The 15,165-nt window shown below is 36.8% G+C and carries 15 protein-coding genes; 14 read left to right on the forward strand and 1 reads right to left on the reverse strand.

Annotation, left to right across the window (positions count from 1 at the left end; all coding sequences use genetic code 11):
* Window positions 1-66: 66 nt before the first annotated feature.
* The 7 genes from ACFVQC_RS02655 to ACFVQC_RS02685 all read left to right on the forward strand — a co-directional run bounded on the left by ACFVQC_RS02655 (window position 67) and on the right by ACFVQC_RS02685 (window position 6,962).
* On the forward strand, window positions 67-708 hold the full coding sequence (locus tag ACFVQC_RS02655) for an O-methyltransferase (protein WP_002122686.1): 642 nt from the start codon (window positions 67-69) through the stop codon (window positions 706-708).
* A 7-nt stretch (window positions 709-715) separates the two neighbouring features.
* Entirely contained in the window at window positions 716-1,645 is a 930-nt protein-coding gene (locus ACFVQC_RS02660) for a peptidase U32 family protein (protein ID WP_377889399.1), read from the forward strand.
* Between the two features lie 18 nt (window positions 1,646-1,663).
* Window positions 1,664-2,944 (forward strand): peptidase U32 family protein, encoded by a 1,281-nt coding sequence (locus tag ACFVQC_RS02665; RefSeq protein WP_264539204.1) that lies wholly within the window; start codon window positions 1,664-1,666, stop codon window positions 2,942-2,944.
* A gap of 17 nt (window positions 2,945-2,961) precedes the next feature.
* Window positions 2,962-3,600: a uridine kinase gene (gene udk, locus ACFVQC_RS02670; protein ID WP_375369585.1), complete on the forward strand. Its 639-nt coding sequence runs from the start codon at window positions 2,962-2,964 to the stop codon at window positions 3,598-3,600.
* A 278-nt stretch (window positions 3,601-3,878) separates the two neighbouring features.
* A complete protein-coding gene (gene greA / locus ACFVQC_RS02675) occupies window positions 3,879-4,355 on the forward strand; it encodes a transcription elongation factor GreA (protein ID WP_131232081.1) in 477 nt (158 codons plus the stop codon).
* 91 nt (window positions 4,356-4,446) lie between these two features.
* Window positions 4,447-6,198 carry a peptidoglycan D,D-transpeptidase FtsI family protein gene (locus ACFVQC_RS02680; RefSeq protein WP_377897380.1) on the forward strand — a complete coding sequence of 584 codons (1,752 nt, stop codon included), beginning with the start codon at window positions 4,447-4,449 and terminating at the stop codon, window positions 6,196-6,198.
* 116 nt (window positions 6,199-6,314) lie between these two features.
* The gene (locus ACFVQC_RS02685) at window positions 6,315-6,962 is read left to right on the forward strand and encodes a YrrS family protein (protein ID WP_377889394.1); all 648 of its coding nucleotides are present in this window, start codon (window positions 6,315-6,317) and stop codon (window positions 6,960-6,962) included.
* Window positions 6,963-6,996: 34 nt separating this feature from the next.
* Here the strand turns inward: ACFVQC_RS02685 and ACFVQC_RS02690 are convergent, their stop codons facing one another.
* Window positions 6,997-7,212: a YrzA family protein gene (locus ACFVQC_RS02690; protein WP_002145646.1), complete on the reverse strand. Its 216-nt coding sequence runs from the start codon at window positions 7,210-7,212 to the stop codon at window positions 6,997-6,999.
* A 136-nt stretch (window positions 7,213-7,348) separates the two neighbouring features.
* Here ACFVQC_RS02690 and ACFVQC_RS02695 point away from each other — a divergent pair, with 136 nt between their 5' ends.
* The 7 genes from ACFVQC_RS02695 to ACFVQC_RS02725 all read left to right on the forward strand — a co-directional run bounded on the left by ACFVQC_RS02695 (window position 7,349) and on the right by ACFVQC_RS02725 (window position 15,162).
* Window positions 7,349-7,987 (forward strand): class I SAM-dependent methyltransferase, encoded by a 639-nt coding sequence (locus ACFVQC_RS02695; RefSeq protein WP_002145647.1) that lies wholly within the window; start codon window positions 7,349-7,351, stop codon window positions 7,985-7,987.
* Between the two features lie 14 nt (window positions 7,988-8,001).
* Window positions 8,002-8,697, forward strand: a complete 696-nt coding sequence (mtnN, locus tag ACFVQC_RS02700) for a 5'-methylthioadenosine/S-adenosylhomocysteine nucleosidase (RefSeq protein ID WP_002088741.1) — start codon at window positions 8,002-8,004, stop codon at window positions 8,695-8,697.
* Between the two features lie 82 nt (window positions 8,698-8,779).
* On the forward strand, window positions 8,780-9,703 hold the full coding sequence (locus ACFVQC_RS02705) for an O-acetylserine dependent cystathionine beta-synthase (RefSeq protein ID WP_377889386.1): 924 nt from the start codon (window positions 8,780-8,782) through the stop codon (window positions 9,701-9,703).
* 3 nt (window positions 9,704-9,706) lie between these two features.
* Window positions 9,707-10,840, forward strand: a complete 1,134-nt coding sequence (locus ACFVQC_RS02710) for a bifunctional cystathionine gamma-lyase/homocysteine desulfhydrase (protein WP_377889384.1) — start codon at window positions 9,707-9,709, stop codon at window positions 10,838-10,840.
* Window positions 10,841-11,100: 260 nt separating this feature from the next.
* Entirely contained in the window at window positions 11,101-13,704 is a 2,604-nt protein-coding gene (adhE, locus tag ACFVQC_RS02715; RefSeq protein ID WP_377889382.1) for a bifunctional acetaldehyde-CoA/alcohol dehydrogenase, read from the forward strand.
* A 126-nt stretch (window positions 13,705-13,830) separates the two neighbouring features.
* The gene (locus tag ACFVQC_RS02720; RefSeq protein WP_002145652.1) at window positions 13,831-14,067 is read left to right on the forward strand and encodes a YrhC family protein; all 237 of its coding nucleotides are present in this window, start codon (window positions 13,831-13,833) and stop codon (window positions 14,065-14,067) included.
* A gap of 147 nt (window positions 14,068-14,214) precedes the next feature.
* Complete coding sequence (locus ACFVQC_RS02725) at window positions 14,215-15,162, forward strand: ABC transporter substrate-binding protein (RefSeq protein ID WP_377897382.1); 948 nt, start codon at window positions 14,215-14,217, stop codon at window positions 15,160-15,162.
* Window positions 15,163-15,165 lie beyond the last annotated feature (3 nt).

A 15,165-nucleotide genomic window follows, 5' to 3' on the forward strand; every position in this document is an offset into this window, starting at 1 on the left:
TGTGTGAAAAGACAAAGATTGGCGCGTCATAGAGGCACTTCTCCATGTAAATAAGGAGGACCAATTATGGAGGATGCAGTTAACGAGTACCTATTATCATTTATTGATCCAAAAGATAAATTAATTCTTGAAATGGAAGAGTATGCAACTGAAAACCATGTGCCGATTATGGATCGACTTGGAATGGAGTTTATGCTGCAATTTTTACGTTTAATTGGACCGGAAAGTATTTTAGAACTTGGAACAGCAATCGGTTATTCTAGTATTCGTATGATGCAAGCTATTCCGAACTCTCGTATTGTGACAGTAGAGCGCAATCGTGAACGATATGAAAAGGCACTTGAATATATAGAATGTTCCCCAGTAACAGACCGTATTTCTGTTATTTACGGTGATGCTTTAGAAACGGGCGAACAAGTGAAAGAACATGGAACATTTGATGTTATTTTTATTGATGCAGCGAAAGGGCAGTATCGTCGCTTTTTTGACTTATACGAACCGTTATTAAATCCTGGTGGCGTTATTATTTCAGATAACGTTATGTACCATGGTCTTGTGACGACAAAAGAGAAAATTGAAAATAGACGTACGCGTGGTTTGATTCGTCGTATTAAGACGTACAATGAATGGCTTATGAACCATGAAGGATATGATACAACGATTTTCCCAATTGGCGATGGAGTGGCTGTAAGTAAAAAGAGAGGGTGACAAAAGTATGAAGAAACCTGAATTGTTAGTAACGCCTAGAGCGGTGGCAGATATTGAACCTCTTGTGAAAGCAGGGGCAGATGCAGTAATGGTTGGTGAACAAAAGTTTGGTTTACGTTTGGCAGGAGAGTTTTCACGTGAAGATGTGAAACAAGCTGTAAACATTGCACATGAAAATGGTGTGAAAGTATACGTTGCAATGAATGCGATGTTCCACAATGATAAAGTGGAAGAATTAACGGACTACGTTGCCTTTTTAAATGAGGTAAATGTAGATGCGATTGTTTTCGGAGATCCAGCGGTATTAATGGCTGTTCGTGAAGTTGCACCAAACATGCAACTTCACTGGAATACAGAAACGACAGCGACAAACTGGTTTACTTGTAACTATTGGGGGCAAAGAGGCGCGAAACGCGCTGTATTAGCTCGTGAGCTTAGCTTAGATGAAATTGCTGAATTAAAAGAAAATGCTGAAGTGGAACTTGAAGTACAAATTCACGGTATGACTTGTATGTTCCAATCGAAGCGTTCACTAGTAGGAAACTACTTTGAGTATCAAGGGCGTAATCTCGACATCGAAAAGAAAAAGTATGAAGAGAATATGTTCTTATACGACCCAGAACGTAATAACAAATATCCAATTTATGAAGATGAAAACGGTACTCACATTATGAGTCCAAATGATATTTGTTTCATCGATGAGTTAGAGGAACTAATCGATGCTGAAGTCGATAGCTTAAAAATTGATGGTGTCCTAAAAAGTTCTGAATACATTATTGAGGTAACGAAGAAATATCGTAAAGCGATTGATTTATGTGTAGAAGATCGTGATGCGTATTATGACGTGAAAGATGATTTATTGAAAGAGATAGAAGAAATGCAACCAGTAAATCGTCCGTTAGATACAGGATTCTTCTTTAAAGAAACGGTTTACTAAACGAGGAGGGTGTAGGAAATGGCTGTACAAGAAATTTCACGAGTGATCGATGGCAAACGCGTTATTGTGAAAAAACCTGAACTGTTAATCCCCGCGGGTAACTTAGAAAAATTAAAAGTAGCTATCCATTATGGGGCAGATGCTGTATATTTAGGTGGACAAGAATTTGGTCTTCGTTCTAATGCAGGTAACTTTACGCTGGAAGACATGGCAGAAGGCGTTGAATTTGCAAAGAAATATGGAGCAAAAATATACGTAACAACAAATATTTTTGCACATAATGAAAATATGGATGGGCTAGAGGAATATTTAAAAGGGATTGAAAAAGCTGGCGTAACGGGAATTATCGTTGCCGATCCGCTTATTATTGAGACATGTAAACGTGTAGCGCCTTCTGTTGAGGTGCATTTAAGTACACAACAATCACTATCCAACTGGAAAGCAGCACAGTATTGGAAAGAAGAAGGTTTACATCGTCTTGTATTAGCTCGTGAAGCAAGCTATGAAGAAATGAAAGAAATTAAAGAAAAAGTTGATATTGAAATTGAAGCATTCGTCCATGGTGCAATGTGTATCGCGTATTCAGGGAGATGTACATTAAGTAACCATATGACAGCGCGTGACTCTAACCGTGGTGGTTGTTGTCAATCTTGCCGCTGGGATTATGATTTAGTTCAAACGGTATCACAACATAAAGATGCAAAAGAGCTTCCTCTATTCCAAGAAGAAGATGCTCACTTTGCGATGAGCCCAAAAGATTTAAATTTAATCTTATCAATTCCGAAAATGATTGAAATTGGAATTGATAGCTTAAAAGTTGAAGGACGTATGAAATCTATCCATTACGTAGCGACTGTAGCAACTGTATATCGTAAAGTAATTGATGCGTATTGTGCGGATCCGGATAACTTTGAGTTTAAACAAGAATGGTTAGATGAGCTTGATAAATGTGCAAATCGTGATACAGCTCCTGCATTCTTTGAAGGGGTTCCAGGACATCAAGAGCAAATGTTTGGAAATCATAGTAAGAAAACAACGTATGATTTTGCTGGTTTAGTGTTAGATTATAATGAAGAAACGGGCATTGTAACGCTTGAGCAACGTAATCACTTCAAACCAGGACATGAAGTGGAGTTCTTTGGACCAGAAATAGAAAACTTTACGCAAACGGTGGAGAAAATTTGGGATGAGGATGGAAACGAATTAGATGCAGCGAGACATCCGTTGCAAATCGTGAAATTCAAAGTGGATCAACCAGTGTATGTGAATAATATGATGCGCAAAAACATACTTCAATAAGAAAGAGTGGTAGTCGAATGGGGACGAATAAGCCTGTTGTAATTGGAATCGCTGGTGGTTCAGGATCAGGAAAAACAAGTGTAACGAAAGCGATTTTTGACCATTTTAAAGGTCATTCCATTTTAATCTTGGAGCAAGATTATTATTACAAAGATCAAAGCCATTTACCAATGGAAGAACGTTTAAAAACGAATTACGATCATCCGTTAGCGTTTGATAATGATTTGTTAATTGAACATTTGCATCAGTTACTTGCATATGAGCAAGTGGAAAAGCCTATATATGACTATACATTGCATACGCGCTCAGAAAAAATTATTCCAGTTGAGCCGAAAGATGTAATCATTTTAGAAGGAATTCTTATTTTAGAAGACCCGCGTCTTTGTGAGTTAATGGATATTAAGTTGTTTGTTGATACAGATGCAGACCTTCGTATTTTACGCCGCATGCAGCGCGATATTGAAGAGCGCGGTCGTACAATGGATTCAGTTATTGACCAATACGTAAACGTTGTACGTCCAATGCATAATCAATTTATTGAGCCTTCTAAGAAATTCGCGGATATTATTATCCCTGAAGGTGGACAAAATCATGTTGCAATTGATATTATGGTGACAAAAATTGCAACAATTCTTGAACAAAAAGTAAATTTGTAATAGCATAGTAAAAGATATACGATAGGAAGGGATTTTTTCCCTTCTTATCGAATACAATGAAACATGAAACCTCACCTACCAATAGGTGAGGGCATATTTATATCAACTTTCCATACATACCTTCTTTATATAAGGAAGAATTGGAGAATAAGGGGTTGTATGTGACAACTCCACTAGTGCCACGTGTGCTAGAAACCTCCGCTATATATAAGCGGAGGAGTTTTCATATGGAACTCCTCTTTTTTTCGGGGGATTGGTATATAAAAGGAGTGGAAAACATGGCAACAGAAAAAACATACCCTATGACGCAAGAGGGTAAGCAAAAACTAGAGAACGAAGTTGAACAGTTAAAAACAGTAAGACGTAAAGAAGTTGTAGAGCGTATTAAGATCGCACGTAGCTTCGGAGATCTTTCTGAGAACTCTGAGTATGATGCAGCGAAAGATGAGCAAGCATTCGTAGAAGGACGCATTACACAACTTGAAAACATGATCCGTAATGCGGTTATCATTCAAGACAATGGTGAAGAGTCTACAGTTGTAACATTAGGTAAAACAGTAACATTTAAAGAGTTACCAGGTGGAGACGAAGAAGCGTACACAATTGTAGGTAGCGCAGAAGCCGATCCATTTGAAGGAAGAATTTCTAACGATTCTCCAATCGCAAAAAGCTTATTAGGTAAGCAAATTGGTGAGAAGGTAGCAATCCAAACACCGGGCGGAGAAATGCAAGTAGAGATTATCTCTGTAAAATAACGTAAAAATCACTCGTGTTAAAACGAGTGATTTTTTATTTGTATAAAAGGTGAAACACCTCGTCTAAACTACAATAGACGAGGTGTTTTTTATGAAAATGAAACGGAGAATTATAATTGTTTTAATTTGTTTTATGGGTGTGATTTTTTTATTACTTTGTCGTTTAATCCAAATACAGATTATAGATACGGAATCATTTACTGATCGAAATATCAATTTGATTGAAAAAAGTGTTACGCAACGAACCCAATCACTTACAGTAGATAATGGAAGAGGGCATTTTACAGATCGAAATGGTAAGGAAATTGGAGAAGAGAAATATCCAGTCTTAATTGTTTTTCCATTTTTACAAATAAAAAATGACATGTTAGAGAAAATTGCGCATATCATTGGTGTGTCGAGACAAGAGATAAGACTGCAAATGAAAAATAAGAATCAAGCATTTATATTAAGAAGGGGGAATATCCCATTTCAATTAACGCTCGAGCAAATGGAGAAGGTAAATCAATTAGATATTTTAGGTATTGTAGCAGCAGAAGTTCGACTGAAGCAAACGGGAGAGGCAAATCATTTAATTGGTGATGTGGGAGAGAATGAACAGGAATTTCAAAAGCGTTATGGAGAAATGAAAAAAACTTCGAAACAAACGCCAATTGGTATTTCGGGATTGCAACAATCATTTGATGAATTTTTACTGACTGATGGAGAAGCGAAAGTACTATATCAAGTGGATCGACAAGGAGAACCGATTTTCGGGAAACAGGCGAAATACACTTCACCAGGAAATCCATTTTATCCAGTTACTATTCAAACAACAATACATAAAACGTTGCAACGACGAGCAGAGAGGATTATAGATGAAAATGGAATAAAAAAAGGTGGGTTAGTATTACTAGACATAAAGAATAGTGAAGTTTTAGCAATGGTAAGTAAGCCTTCCTTACAGATGAATGATAAGAGGATATATAAAGCTACACTTGAAAATCAAATCTTAACTCCTCATTTTCCAGGGTCTGTTTTTAAAACAGTAGTTGCAGCAGCAGTAATTGATGAGAATTTGGTGCGGTTTAATCGTACATTTAACTGTAATACGGATTTATACGGTGAAAATCTTCCACAAGTTATGATGGGGTCATTAAACTTCAAGGAAAGCTTTGCTAGAAGCTGTAATCGAACGTTTGCCGCATTAGGTGATGAACTAATGCAAAAGGATAGGGGAGTGTTAGAAACGTATTTAGAGGCCTTAGGGGCAAGTAAGAAGGTAGGGTGGAAAGGTTCGGTATTTCATACACCGGAATTTGAGCAATTGCCAGAAGAAAAGGGTGCTATTATTTGGGGGAGCGAAGAAAATAAAGATAGTAGAAAAGCGATTGCTCAAACGATGGTCGGACAAAAAGATGTACGTGTGTCACCTCTAGCTATAGCGAATATGATGGCGACAATTGCTAGAGGTGGAGAGAAGATGGAAGTGAAAGCTGTGAAAAAAATAGTGTATAAAAATGGAACCGACTTTTTTACATTTGAAAATCATAAATTAAATGGGAAACAGCTTTCTTATGAAACGATGAAAAAATTACAACAGTTGTTAAGAAGCGTTGTAACGATGGAAAAAGGAACGGGAACCGCATTCCGTTCGTTGCCACTAACTATCGCTGGAAAATCTGGGACGGCACAAACAGGAAAAGGAGAGAAGGTAAATCGCTGGTTTGCAGGTTATTTTCCATATGAAAACCCAAGATATGCTTTAGTTGTAGTTGATATAGAAACAGATAACGTAAATGTAGTTACACCAGCTTTTGCAGAAATGGTAGAAGCAATTCATCAATTAGAAGTTGAAAAGTAATCTTGCAATTATTTATGAAATGTTTTCATTTCGTGAAAATATTATTGTAAATGTTCAACCTTTCTAGATTTAATGTTACAATAGCAAGTATGAAAAACTGCATGGAGGTTTGAAGAATGGCAGGAGGATCTAGATTCCAACAGAAACAACAAAAACGTCGTCAAAACGGTGTTTTAAATATTGCAATTGCAATTGTATTAATATTAGTAGCTATTGTATCATATCAATTGTTTGTTCCTGAAAGAAAAGAGCAAGCGTCTTCTAGTGATAAAAAAGTAACTCAGCAACCAACAAAAGAGAATAAAGCTGAGAAAGCTAAAGGTAAAGAAGAGACGAAGAAGAACGAGCAAGAGAAAGCAGAGGCTAAGAAGAAGGAAGAAGAGAAGCTAAAGGCCGAAGAAGAAAAGAAAAAAGCTGAAGAGGAAGCGAAAGCTACCGAGAAAAAACCAGCTGAAAAAACACAGCCAAAGGCAACAGATGCGTATACGAAATCCTCTTGGAAGCCAGTAGGTACGCAGCAAGGTGCAACACCTGCGATGACGTTTAAAAAAGGTTCAGCAGATTGGAATGAAATGAATCAAGCGATTTCCACTGCAATTGACGTTCCAGTAGAGCAATTAGTTATTCATAGAATCGGAAATAACGGTAAAAATAAAGCGTACGGTAATGTCCAAGATAAGCAATCAGGTAAAAAATATTATGTAAATATTGATTGGGTAGACAATGAGGGCTGGAAACCAGTACTTGTTCAAACTCTAAACTAAAAAAGAGAGGCTCTTATGAGCTTCTCTTTTTTAGTTAGCGTAATTTCTTTAATTTAAAATGAACAACCGCACTATAATAAGGTCTTTTGCTTTCAGGATCCATAACCATTTGATGCGAGATGTGATGTACTTCGAGCATAAGTGCTTTATTATTGTCAATTTGCTCACTAATTTTTCTTTCTAAAGAAGCTAAGTCTGCCGCTTCAAAAAACTCTACTTTATCTTCTAACATTTCAAAGGTAAATGACACGAAGACGACCCCTCTCCTATGTAATCACCTATAGTGTAACAAAGAAAAGGAGGAAATACTACGTACATTTCAATTGACATTTTTAGAAAGAGGGAATATCATACTGATAAAACCGATAAGAAAAAGGGGAATTTTTATGGGAACAGAATTTAATGGTTTATTTGATGAATGGGCTCATACGTACGACTCATTTGTACAAGGCGAAGATATACAATATAAAGAAGTTTTCGCCCATTATGAGGACATTTTAGAGGATGTAGTTAACAAGTCATTTGGCAACGTATTAGAATTCGGTGTTGGTACTGGCAATTTAACAAATAAATTATTACTTGCCGGCCATACAGTTTACGGTATAGAACCGTCACGCGAAATGCGTACTATTGCAAAAGAGAAATTACCAAAAGAGTTTTCAATTACAGAGGGTGATTTTCTTTCATTTGAAGTCCCAAATTCAATCGATACTATTGTGAGCACTTACGCATTTCATCATTTAATAGATGAAGAAAAAGACGTAGCAATTGCGAAGTATAGTCAATTGCTAAACAAAGGTGGTAAAATAGTGTTTGCTGATACGATATTTGCAGATCAAGATGCATATGATAAAACTGTCGAAGTAGCAAAACAAAGAGGTTTTCATCAGTTAGCAAACGATTTGCAAACAGAATACTATACACGTATTCCGATCATGCAATCTATTTTTGAAAACAATGGCTTCCACGTAACGTTTACGAGATTAAATCATTTCGTTTGGGTAATGGAGGCAACTAAGCAATAGAAAGAGGGATTAGATTGAGAATTGCTGTAATTGGAGCAATGGAAGAAGAAGTACGTATTTTACGTGACAAACTAGAACAAGCAGAAACAGAAACTGTTGCAGGTTGTGAATTTACGAAAGGGCTATTGGCAGGGCATGAAGTAATCTTGCTAAAGTCTGGTATTGGTAAAGTAAATGCAGCGATGTCAACGACAATTTTATTAGAAAGATATAAACCTGAAAAAGTAATCAACACTGGTTCAGCTGGTGGATTCCATCATTCTTTAAATGTTGGAGATGTGGTTATTTCAACAGAAGTTCGTCACCATGACGTAGATGTAACAGCATTTAACTACGAATATGGTCAAGTGCCAGGAATGCCACCTGGATTTAAAGCTGATGAGGCATTAGTTGCATTAGCTGAGAAATGTATGCAGGCAGAAGAAAATATTCAAGTTGTAAAAGGTATGATTGCAACAGGCGATTCATTTATGAGTGATCCGAACCGTGTTGCAGCAATTCGTGATAAATTTGAAGATCTTTATGCAGTAGAAATGGAAGCAGCAGCTGTTGCACAAGTATGCCACCAATATGAAGTTCCGTTTGTTATTATTCGTGCACTTTCTGATATTGCTGGTAAAGAATCAAATGTTTCATTTGATCAATTTTTAGATCAAGCAGCTCTTCATTCTACAAACTTTATCGTAAAAGTACTAGAAGAGTTAAAGTAATGTAACAAAAAGGCAACTGTCTCATATAAAGAAAATACATACAGTTGCCTTTTCTTTATTGGCAAATAAGGGGGAGAACACGATGAATGTATATCGTGGCGTTCATGAATTGATTGGTCATACACCAATTATAGAAATTACTCGTTTTTCACTTCCAGAAGGAGTCCGTTTATTTGCAAAGCTTGAATTTTACAACCCAGGCGGAAGCGTTAAGGATCGTTTAGGAAGAGAATTAATCGAAGATGCGTTAGAAAAAGGGCTTGTTACCCAGGGCGGAACAATTATTGAACCGACGGCTGGAAATACTGGCATTGGACTGGCACTTGCAGCGTTACAACATGATTTACGCGTCATCGTTTGTGTACCAGAGAAATTTAGTATTGAAAAGCAAGAATTAATGAAAGCGCTAGGTGCAAAGGTCGTGCATACACCGACTGAGCAAGGAATGACCGGCGCAATTGCAAAAGCGAAAGAGTTAGTAAATGAAATACCGAATTCATACTCTCCAAGTCAGTTTGCGAATGAAGCAAACCCTCGCGCTTATTTTAAAACGCTAGGACCTGAACTTTGGTCGGCACTGAATGGAGAGATTAACATATTTGTTGCAGGGGCAGGAACTGGCGGTACGTTTATGGGAACTGCATCTTATTTGAAAGAGAAAAATATTGATATTAAAACGGTTATTGTAGAACCAGAAGGCTCTATTTTAAATGGTGGTAAAGCTGGTTCACATGAAACAGAAGGTATTGGTCTTGAATTCATTCCACCATTTTTGAAAACATCTTATTTTGATGAAATTCATACGATTTCTGATCGACATGCATTTTTACGAGTGAAAGAATTAGCGCAAAAAGAAGGACTTCTCGTTGGAAGCTCTTCAGGAGCAGCATTTCATGCGAGCTTACTTGAGGCAGAGAAAGCAACACCAGGTACAAATATTGTAACGATTTTTCCTGATAGTAGTGAGCGCTATTTAAGCAAAGACATATACAAAGGATGGGAATAAAAAATGAGAGCAAAGACAAAGTTAATTCATGGTATTCGCATAGGAGAACCGTCAACTGGATCTGTAAACGTGCCGATATATCAAACGAGTACGTACAAACAAGAAGCAGTTGGTAAGCACCAAGGATATGAATATTCTAGAACTGGTAATCCAACTCGTTCAGCTTTAGAAGAAATGATTGCAGTGTTAGAAAATGGCCATGCAGGATTTGCATTTGGTTCAGGGATGGCAGCTATTACAGCAACTATTATGCTATTCTCAAAAGGAGATCACGTCATTTTAACAGATGATGTTTATGGCGGGACGTATCGTATTATCACGAAAGTATTAAATCGTTTCGGTATTGAGCATACTTTTGTAGACACAACAAACTTGGAGGAAGTTGTAGAAGCAATTCGTCCAAATACGAAAGCGATTTATGTGGAAACACCAACGAATCCATTACTGAAAATTACTGATATTAAGAAAATATCCACTCTTGCTAAAGAAAACGATTTATTAACAATTATTGATAACACATTCATGACGCCATATTGGCAGTCGCCAATTTCTTTAGGAGCAGACATTGTACTTCATAGTGCAACGAAATATTTAGGTGGGCATAGTGATGTAGTTGCAGGCCTAGTAGTTGTAAATAGCCCGCAACTAGCAGAAGACCTTCATTTCGTACAAAACTCAACAGGAGGTATTCTTGGACCACAAGATAGCTTCTTACTACTTCGCGGTTTAAAAACATTAGGAATTCGTATGGAAGAGCATGAAATAAATTCACGCGCAATTGCTGAGTTTTTAAATAACCATCCAAAAGTAAATAAAGTATATTATCCAGGTCTTGAATCACATCAAAATCACGAATTAGCAACAGAACAAGCAAACGGGTTTGGTGCTATCATCTCATTTGATGTAGATAGTGAGGAAACGTTAAATAAAGTACTTGAGAAACTGCAATATTTTACACTTGCTGAAAGCTTAGGAGCAGTAGAAAGTTTAATTTCTATCCCATCTCAAATGACACATGCATCCATCCCAGCAGATCGCCGCAAAGAATTAGGAATTACAGATACATTAATTCGCATCTCTGTTGGTATTGAAGATGGTGAAGATTTAATTGAAGATTTAGCACAAGCGCTAGCATAATAAAAATGCACTGCTCTATATGAGCAGTGCATTTTTATTATATTAATTTGTGAAATGTTTCACAAATTAGACATACACAAACGAAATGATTTCATGTATATTGAATTCATGAAATATTATTCACGAATGAACTTGTGAAACGTTTCACAAACGATAGGATTCATGTAGGAAGGTAACTCTATTTTTTTACGCTAATCGGGACTTTTTATGACCTATAGGGACTTATAAAGTCCAAGATAGCAGAATAGGAGGAAATTTACATGGTAGTCAAAGAGAAAGTTGTAAATGAAATGCAAGAGGTAAAAGAGATGATTGATACGTTAGTAGATAACGGTCAAAAAGCTTTACAAGCATTAGAAGGTTTTACACAAGAGCAAATTGACAACATTGTTCATGAAATGGCGCTTGCAGGTGTTGATCAACATATGCCACTTGCGAAGTTGGCTGTTGAAGAAACGGGTCGTGGTGTATATGAAGATAAATGCATTAAAAATATTTTTGCCACTGAATATATTTGGCATAGTATAAAGAAAGACAAGACGGTAGGAATTATTCATGAAGATCCTCATGAAGAAGTAATAGAAATTGCGGAACCGGTTGGTGTAGTAGCTGGAGTAACGCCAGTAACCAACCCAACGTCGACAACGATGTTTAAAGCATTAATCGCGATAAAAACGAGAAATCCAATTATTTTCGCTTTCCATCCTTCTGCACAAAAATGTTCTATTGCAGCAGCGAAAACAGTATACGATGCTGCAGTGAAGGCTGGTGCACCAAAGCACTGCATTCAATGGATTGACAGACCTTCTGTTGAAGCAACGAAACAATTAATGAATCATGAAGGTGTTGCGCTCGTTCTAGCAACTGGAGGAGCTGGTATGGTGAAATCGGCGTATTCTACTGGCAAACCAGCGTTAGGTGTAGGTCCAGGTAATGTACCCTGTTATATAGAGAAATCGGCACATGTAAAACGTGCTGTTAATGATTTGATTTTATCGAAAACATTTGATAACGGTATGATTTGTGCGTCAGAACAAGCTATCATTGTAGATAAGGAAATTTATAATGATGTTAAAACAGAAATGATTGCAAATAATTGTTATTTTGTAACAGAAGAAGAGAGAAAAAACTTAGAAAAGCTTGTTATTAATGAAAATACATGTGCAGTAAATAGTGATATTGTTGGGAAATCAGCACAGTACATTGCCGAATTAGTAGGGATTACTGTACCTGAAGATACAAAAATGCTTGTAGCTGAAATTAAAGGGATTGGATCGGCGTATCCACTATCTCGTGAAAAACTGAGTCCAGTATTAGCTTGTGTAAAAGCAAATTCATTAGAAGAAGGATTTACATATTGCGAAGAAATGCTAGACCTTGGCGGTTTAGGGCATTCAGCAGTCATCCATTCTACAAATAAAGAATTACAAAAACAATTTGGAATGCGTATGAAAGCTTGCCGTCTCATTGTAAATGCGCCTTCATCACAAGGGGGAATTGGTGATATATATAACGGATTTATTCCATCCCTTACGCTTGGATGTGGTTCCTACGGAAAAAACTCAGTTTCCCAAAATGTAACAGCTACTCATTTACTAAATATAAAAAGGTTGGCAAATAGAAAAAAGAATATGCAGTGGTTCAAATTACCACCAAAAATTTATTTTGAAAAACATGCTACAGCATATTTAGCGAACATGCCTAATATTTCACGTGCATTTATTGTAACGGATCCAGGAATGGTTGAGCATGGATATGTAGATACGGTCACGCACTATTTACGTAAACATGCAAATGATGTGAAAGTCGAGGTTTTCTTCGAGGTCGAGCCAGATCCATCAGATGAAACTGTTTTTAAAGGTGCGGAAATGATGAGAAGCTTTAAGCCAGATGTAATCATCGCACTTGGTGGCGGTTCAGCTATGGATGCAGCAAAAGGGATGTGGCTTTTCTATGAGCACCCAGAAACGACATTCTATGGAATTAAACAGAAGTTTTTAGATATAAGAAAACGTACATGTAAGTATCCGAACTTGGGAAATAAAGCGCAATTTGTTGCCATTCCAACAACATCAGGGACGGGATCAGAAGTGACGCCATTTGCGGTTATTACAGATAAGAAAAATAATATAAAATATCCGCTTGCGGATTATGAATTAACACCAGATGTAGCAATTGTTGATCCACAATTTGTAATGACAGTACCACCTCATGTAACAGCAGATACCGGCATGGACGTATTAACGCATGCAATTGAGGCATATGTGTCTGTTATGGCAAATGACTATACGGACGGTTTAGCGTTAAAAGCAATTGATCTCGTATTTAAATATTTACCGAGAGCATATAAAGATGGAAATGATGAAGAGGCGCGAGAAAAAATGCATAACGCTTCTGCGATTGCAGGGATGGCATTTGCTAATGCTTTCCTTGGTATTAATCACAGTTTAGCACATAAACTTGGACCAGAATTCCATATTCCACATGGACGTGCAAATGCAATTCTTATGCCACATGTAGTTCGCTATAACGCTATTAAGCCAAGGAAACACGCATTGTTCCCAAAATATGAGCATTTTGTGGCAGATGAACGCTATGCACATATTGCGAGGATGCTCGGGCTTCCAGCGAGTTCAACAGAAGAGGGTGTGGAATCACTTATCAAATCAATTATTGCGCTTGGAAAAAAATTGAATATTAATATGAGTATCGCAGGACAAGGAGTCGCTAAAGAACAATTTGAGGCGGTTGTTGGAATATTAGCAGAAAGAGCGTTTGAAGATCAGTGTACAACAGCTAATCCAAAATTGCCGCTCATTTCAGAGCTAAAAGAAGTCTATATGGAAGCGTATAAAGGCGTATAATAGATAAAAAAGAGCTGCATTTAAGCGGCTCTTTTTTACTTTGGAAAACATCTCCCAGTTTGGTTCTATTTACTTGTCTTTAAGCTTAATAGAATGTGATAAAGTGAGGATGGGAGTGATAAAGAGATGAAAGAATTACAAGAAAAAATAGCAGATTATACCCGTTTCGGACAAGTGCTTCTCGCAGTAAGTACATTTTTGATGGTTGGTTTATTAATTCCGAATGGAGCAAAAGAGACGGTACAAACTTTTGTTATGATGGGGAGTGTCATTGTATTTTTATGTTTTTCTTTTTTCTTCTTTAAGCGTGTGAAAGCGATGCGTGATCAACTAGAGGAGAGCGAATATGAAGAAAATTGTTAAATAGGACGCTACGAAAAGAAGAAATCTTTTTGTAGCGTTTTTTCATTTTTGTAGAAAATGTATGCGTTTCATATTGACAATGATAATCCTTATCAATTAAAGTAGAATAGTAGTTAATGATTATCATTATCATCTAGGAGTGAAAGTATGAAAAAATCCATTACGCTGTTCACAGCGATCTTATCTATTTTTTTCTTATTAATAGGTTGCAGTGCAAAAGAAAACGAAAAAGCATCCGCAACAAAAACAGACAAAGGAACAGACAAAATCGAAATTACCGACTTCTCAGACAGAAAGGTAACATTTGATAAAGTTCCTGAAAGTTTTGCGACGCTAAGTATGGGGGATATGAATATTATCCATGCTTTAGGAGGGAAAATCGTCGGGCGTCCAGATGCAAAAATTCCCCTTCCAGAAGATTTGCAAAAAACACAAGTAATTGGAAATGCACATCAGCCAAACTTTGAACAAATTGCTAGTTTAAAGCCAGACGTACTTATTGCTAATAATGGGTTCCAAAAAAGTATTCCAACGGTTGAAGGGCAAGGAACAAAAGTAATCATTTCTTCAGCAAACTCTGTAAAAGATATTCAAAAGAGTATTGAAATGTATGGAACAGTAATGAAGAAAGAAGATAAAGCAAAAGAGCTTAACCAAAAAATTAATGATCAAATGAAGAAATATGAGAAAAAGAGTGATATTAAAGCGTTGCTAGTTTATGGAGCGCCAGGCACTTATTTAGCGGCATTACCAACATCTCTATCAGGGGATATTTTAGAAAAAACAGGCGGGAAAAATATCGCAGCTGGTTTTCCAGAAATGAAAGAATATCCGCAATATGCACAGCTAAGTGTAGAACGTATTATTGAAGCAAATCCAGATGTGATTTATTTAATTACACATGGAGATCCCAATAGTGTGAAAAAAGCATTTGAAGGCGAAATGATGAAAAATGAAGCATGGAAAAATTTAGATGCAGTAAAACAAAATCGTGTAGTTATTTTGCCACCAGATTTATTTGGATCAAATCCTGGGACAAAAGTTACAGAAGCGATGGAATTCATGTATAAAAGTATACAAGATGTAAGGAAATGATAA

Source organism: Bacillus sp. NPDC057893 (assembly GCF_042796455.1).
GTDB lineage: Bacteria > Bacillota > Bacilli > Bacillales > Bacillaceae_G > Bacillus_A.

What these genes read in the sequence shown, in the direction of transcription:
- ACFVQC_RS02665 (WP_264539204.1), top strand. Translation starts at nt 1,664, where the DNA reads ATGGCTGTACAAGAAATTTCACGAGTGATCGATGGCAAACGCGTTATT.
- udk (WP_375369585.1), top strand. Translation starts at nt 2,962, where the DNA reads ATGGGGACGAATAAGCCTGTTGTAATTGGAATCGCTGGTGGTTCAGGA.
- ACFVQC_RS02655 (WP_002122686.1), top strand. Translation starts at nt 67, where the DNA reads ATGGAGGATGCAGTTAACGAGTACCTATTATCATTTATTGATCCAAAA.
- ACFVQC_RS02710 (WP_377889384.1), top strand. Translation starts at nt 9,707, where the DNA reads ATGAGAGCAAAGACAAAGTTAATTCATGGTATTCGCATAGGAGAACCG.
- greA (WP_131232081.1), top strand. Translation starts at nt 3,879, where the DNA reads ATGGCAACAGAAAAAACATACCCTATGACGCAAGAGGGTAAGCAAAAA.
- adhE (WP_377889382.1), top strand. Translation starts at nt 11,101, where the DNA reads ATGGTAGTCAAAGAGAAAGTTGTAAATGAAATGCAAGAGGTAAAAGAG.
- ACFVQC_RS02705 (WP_377889386.1), top strand. Translation starts at nt 8,780, where the DNA reads ATGAATGTATATCGTGGCGTTCATGAATTGATTGGTCATACACCAATT.
- ACFVQC_RS02660 (WP_377889399.1), top strand. Translation starts at nt 716, where the DNA reads ATGAAGAAACCTGAATTGTTAGTAACGCCTAGAGCGGTGGCAGATATT.
- ACFVQC_RS02695 (WP_002145647.1), top strand. Translation starts at nt 7,349, where the DNA reads ATGGGAACAGAATTTAATGGTTTATTTGATGAATGGGCTCATACGTAC.
- ACFVQC_RS02720 (WP_002145652.1), top strand. Translation starts at nt 13,831, where the DNA reads ATGAAAGAATTACAAGAAAAAATAGCAGATTATACCCGTTTCGGACAA.
- ACFVQC_RS02680 (WP_377897380.1), top strand. Translation starts at nt 4,447, where the DNA reads ATGAAAATGAAACGGAGAATTATAATTGTTTTAATTTGTTTTATGGGT.
- ACFVQC_RS02725 (WP_377897382.1), top strand. Translation starts at nt 14,215, where the DNA reads ATGAAAAAATCCATTACGCTGTTCACAGCGATCTTATCTATTTTTTTC.
- ACFVQC_RS02685 (WP_377889394.1), top strand. Translation starts at nt 6,315, where the DNA reads ATGGCAGGAGGATCTAGATTCCAACAGAAACAACAAAAACGTCGTCAA.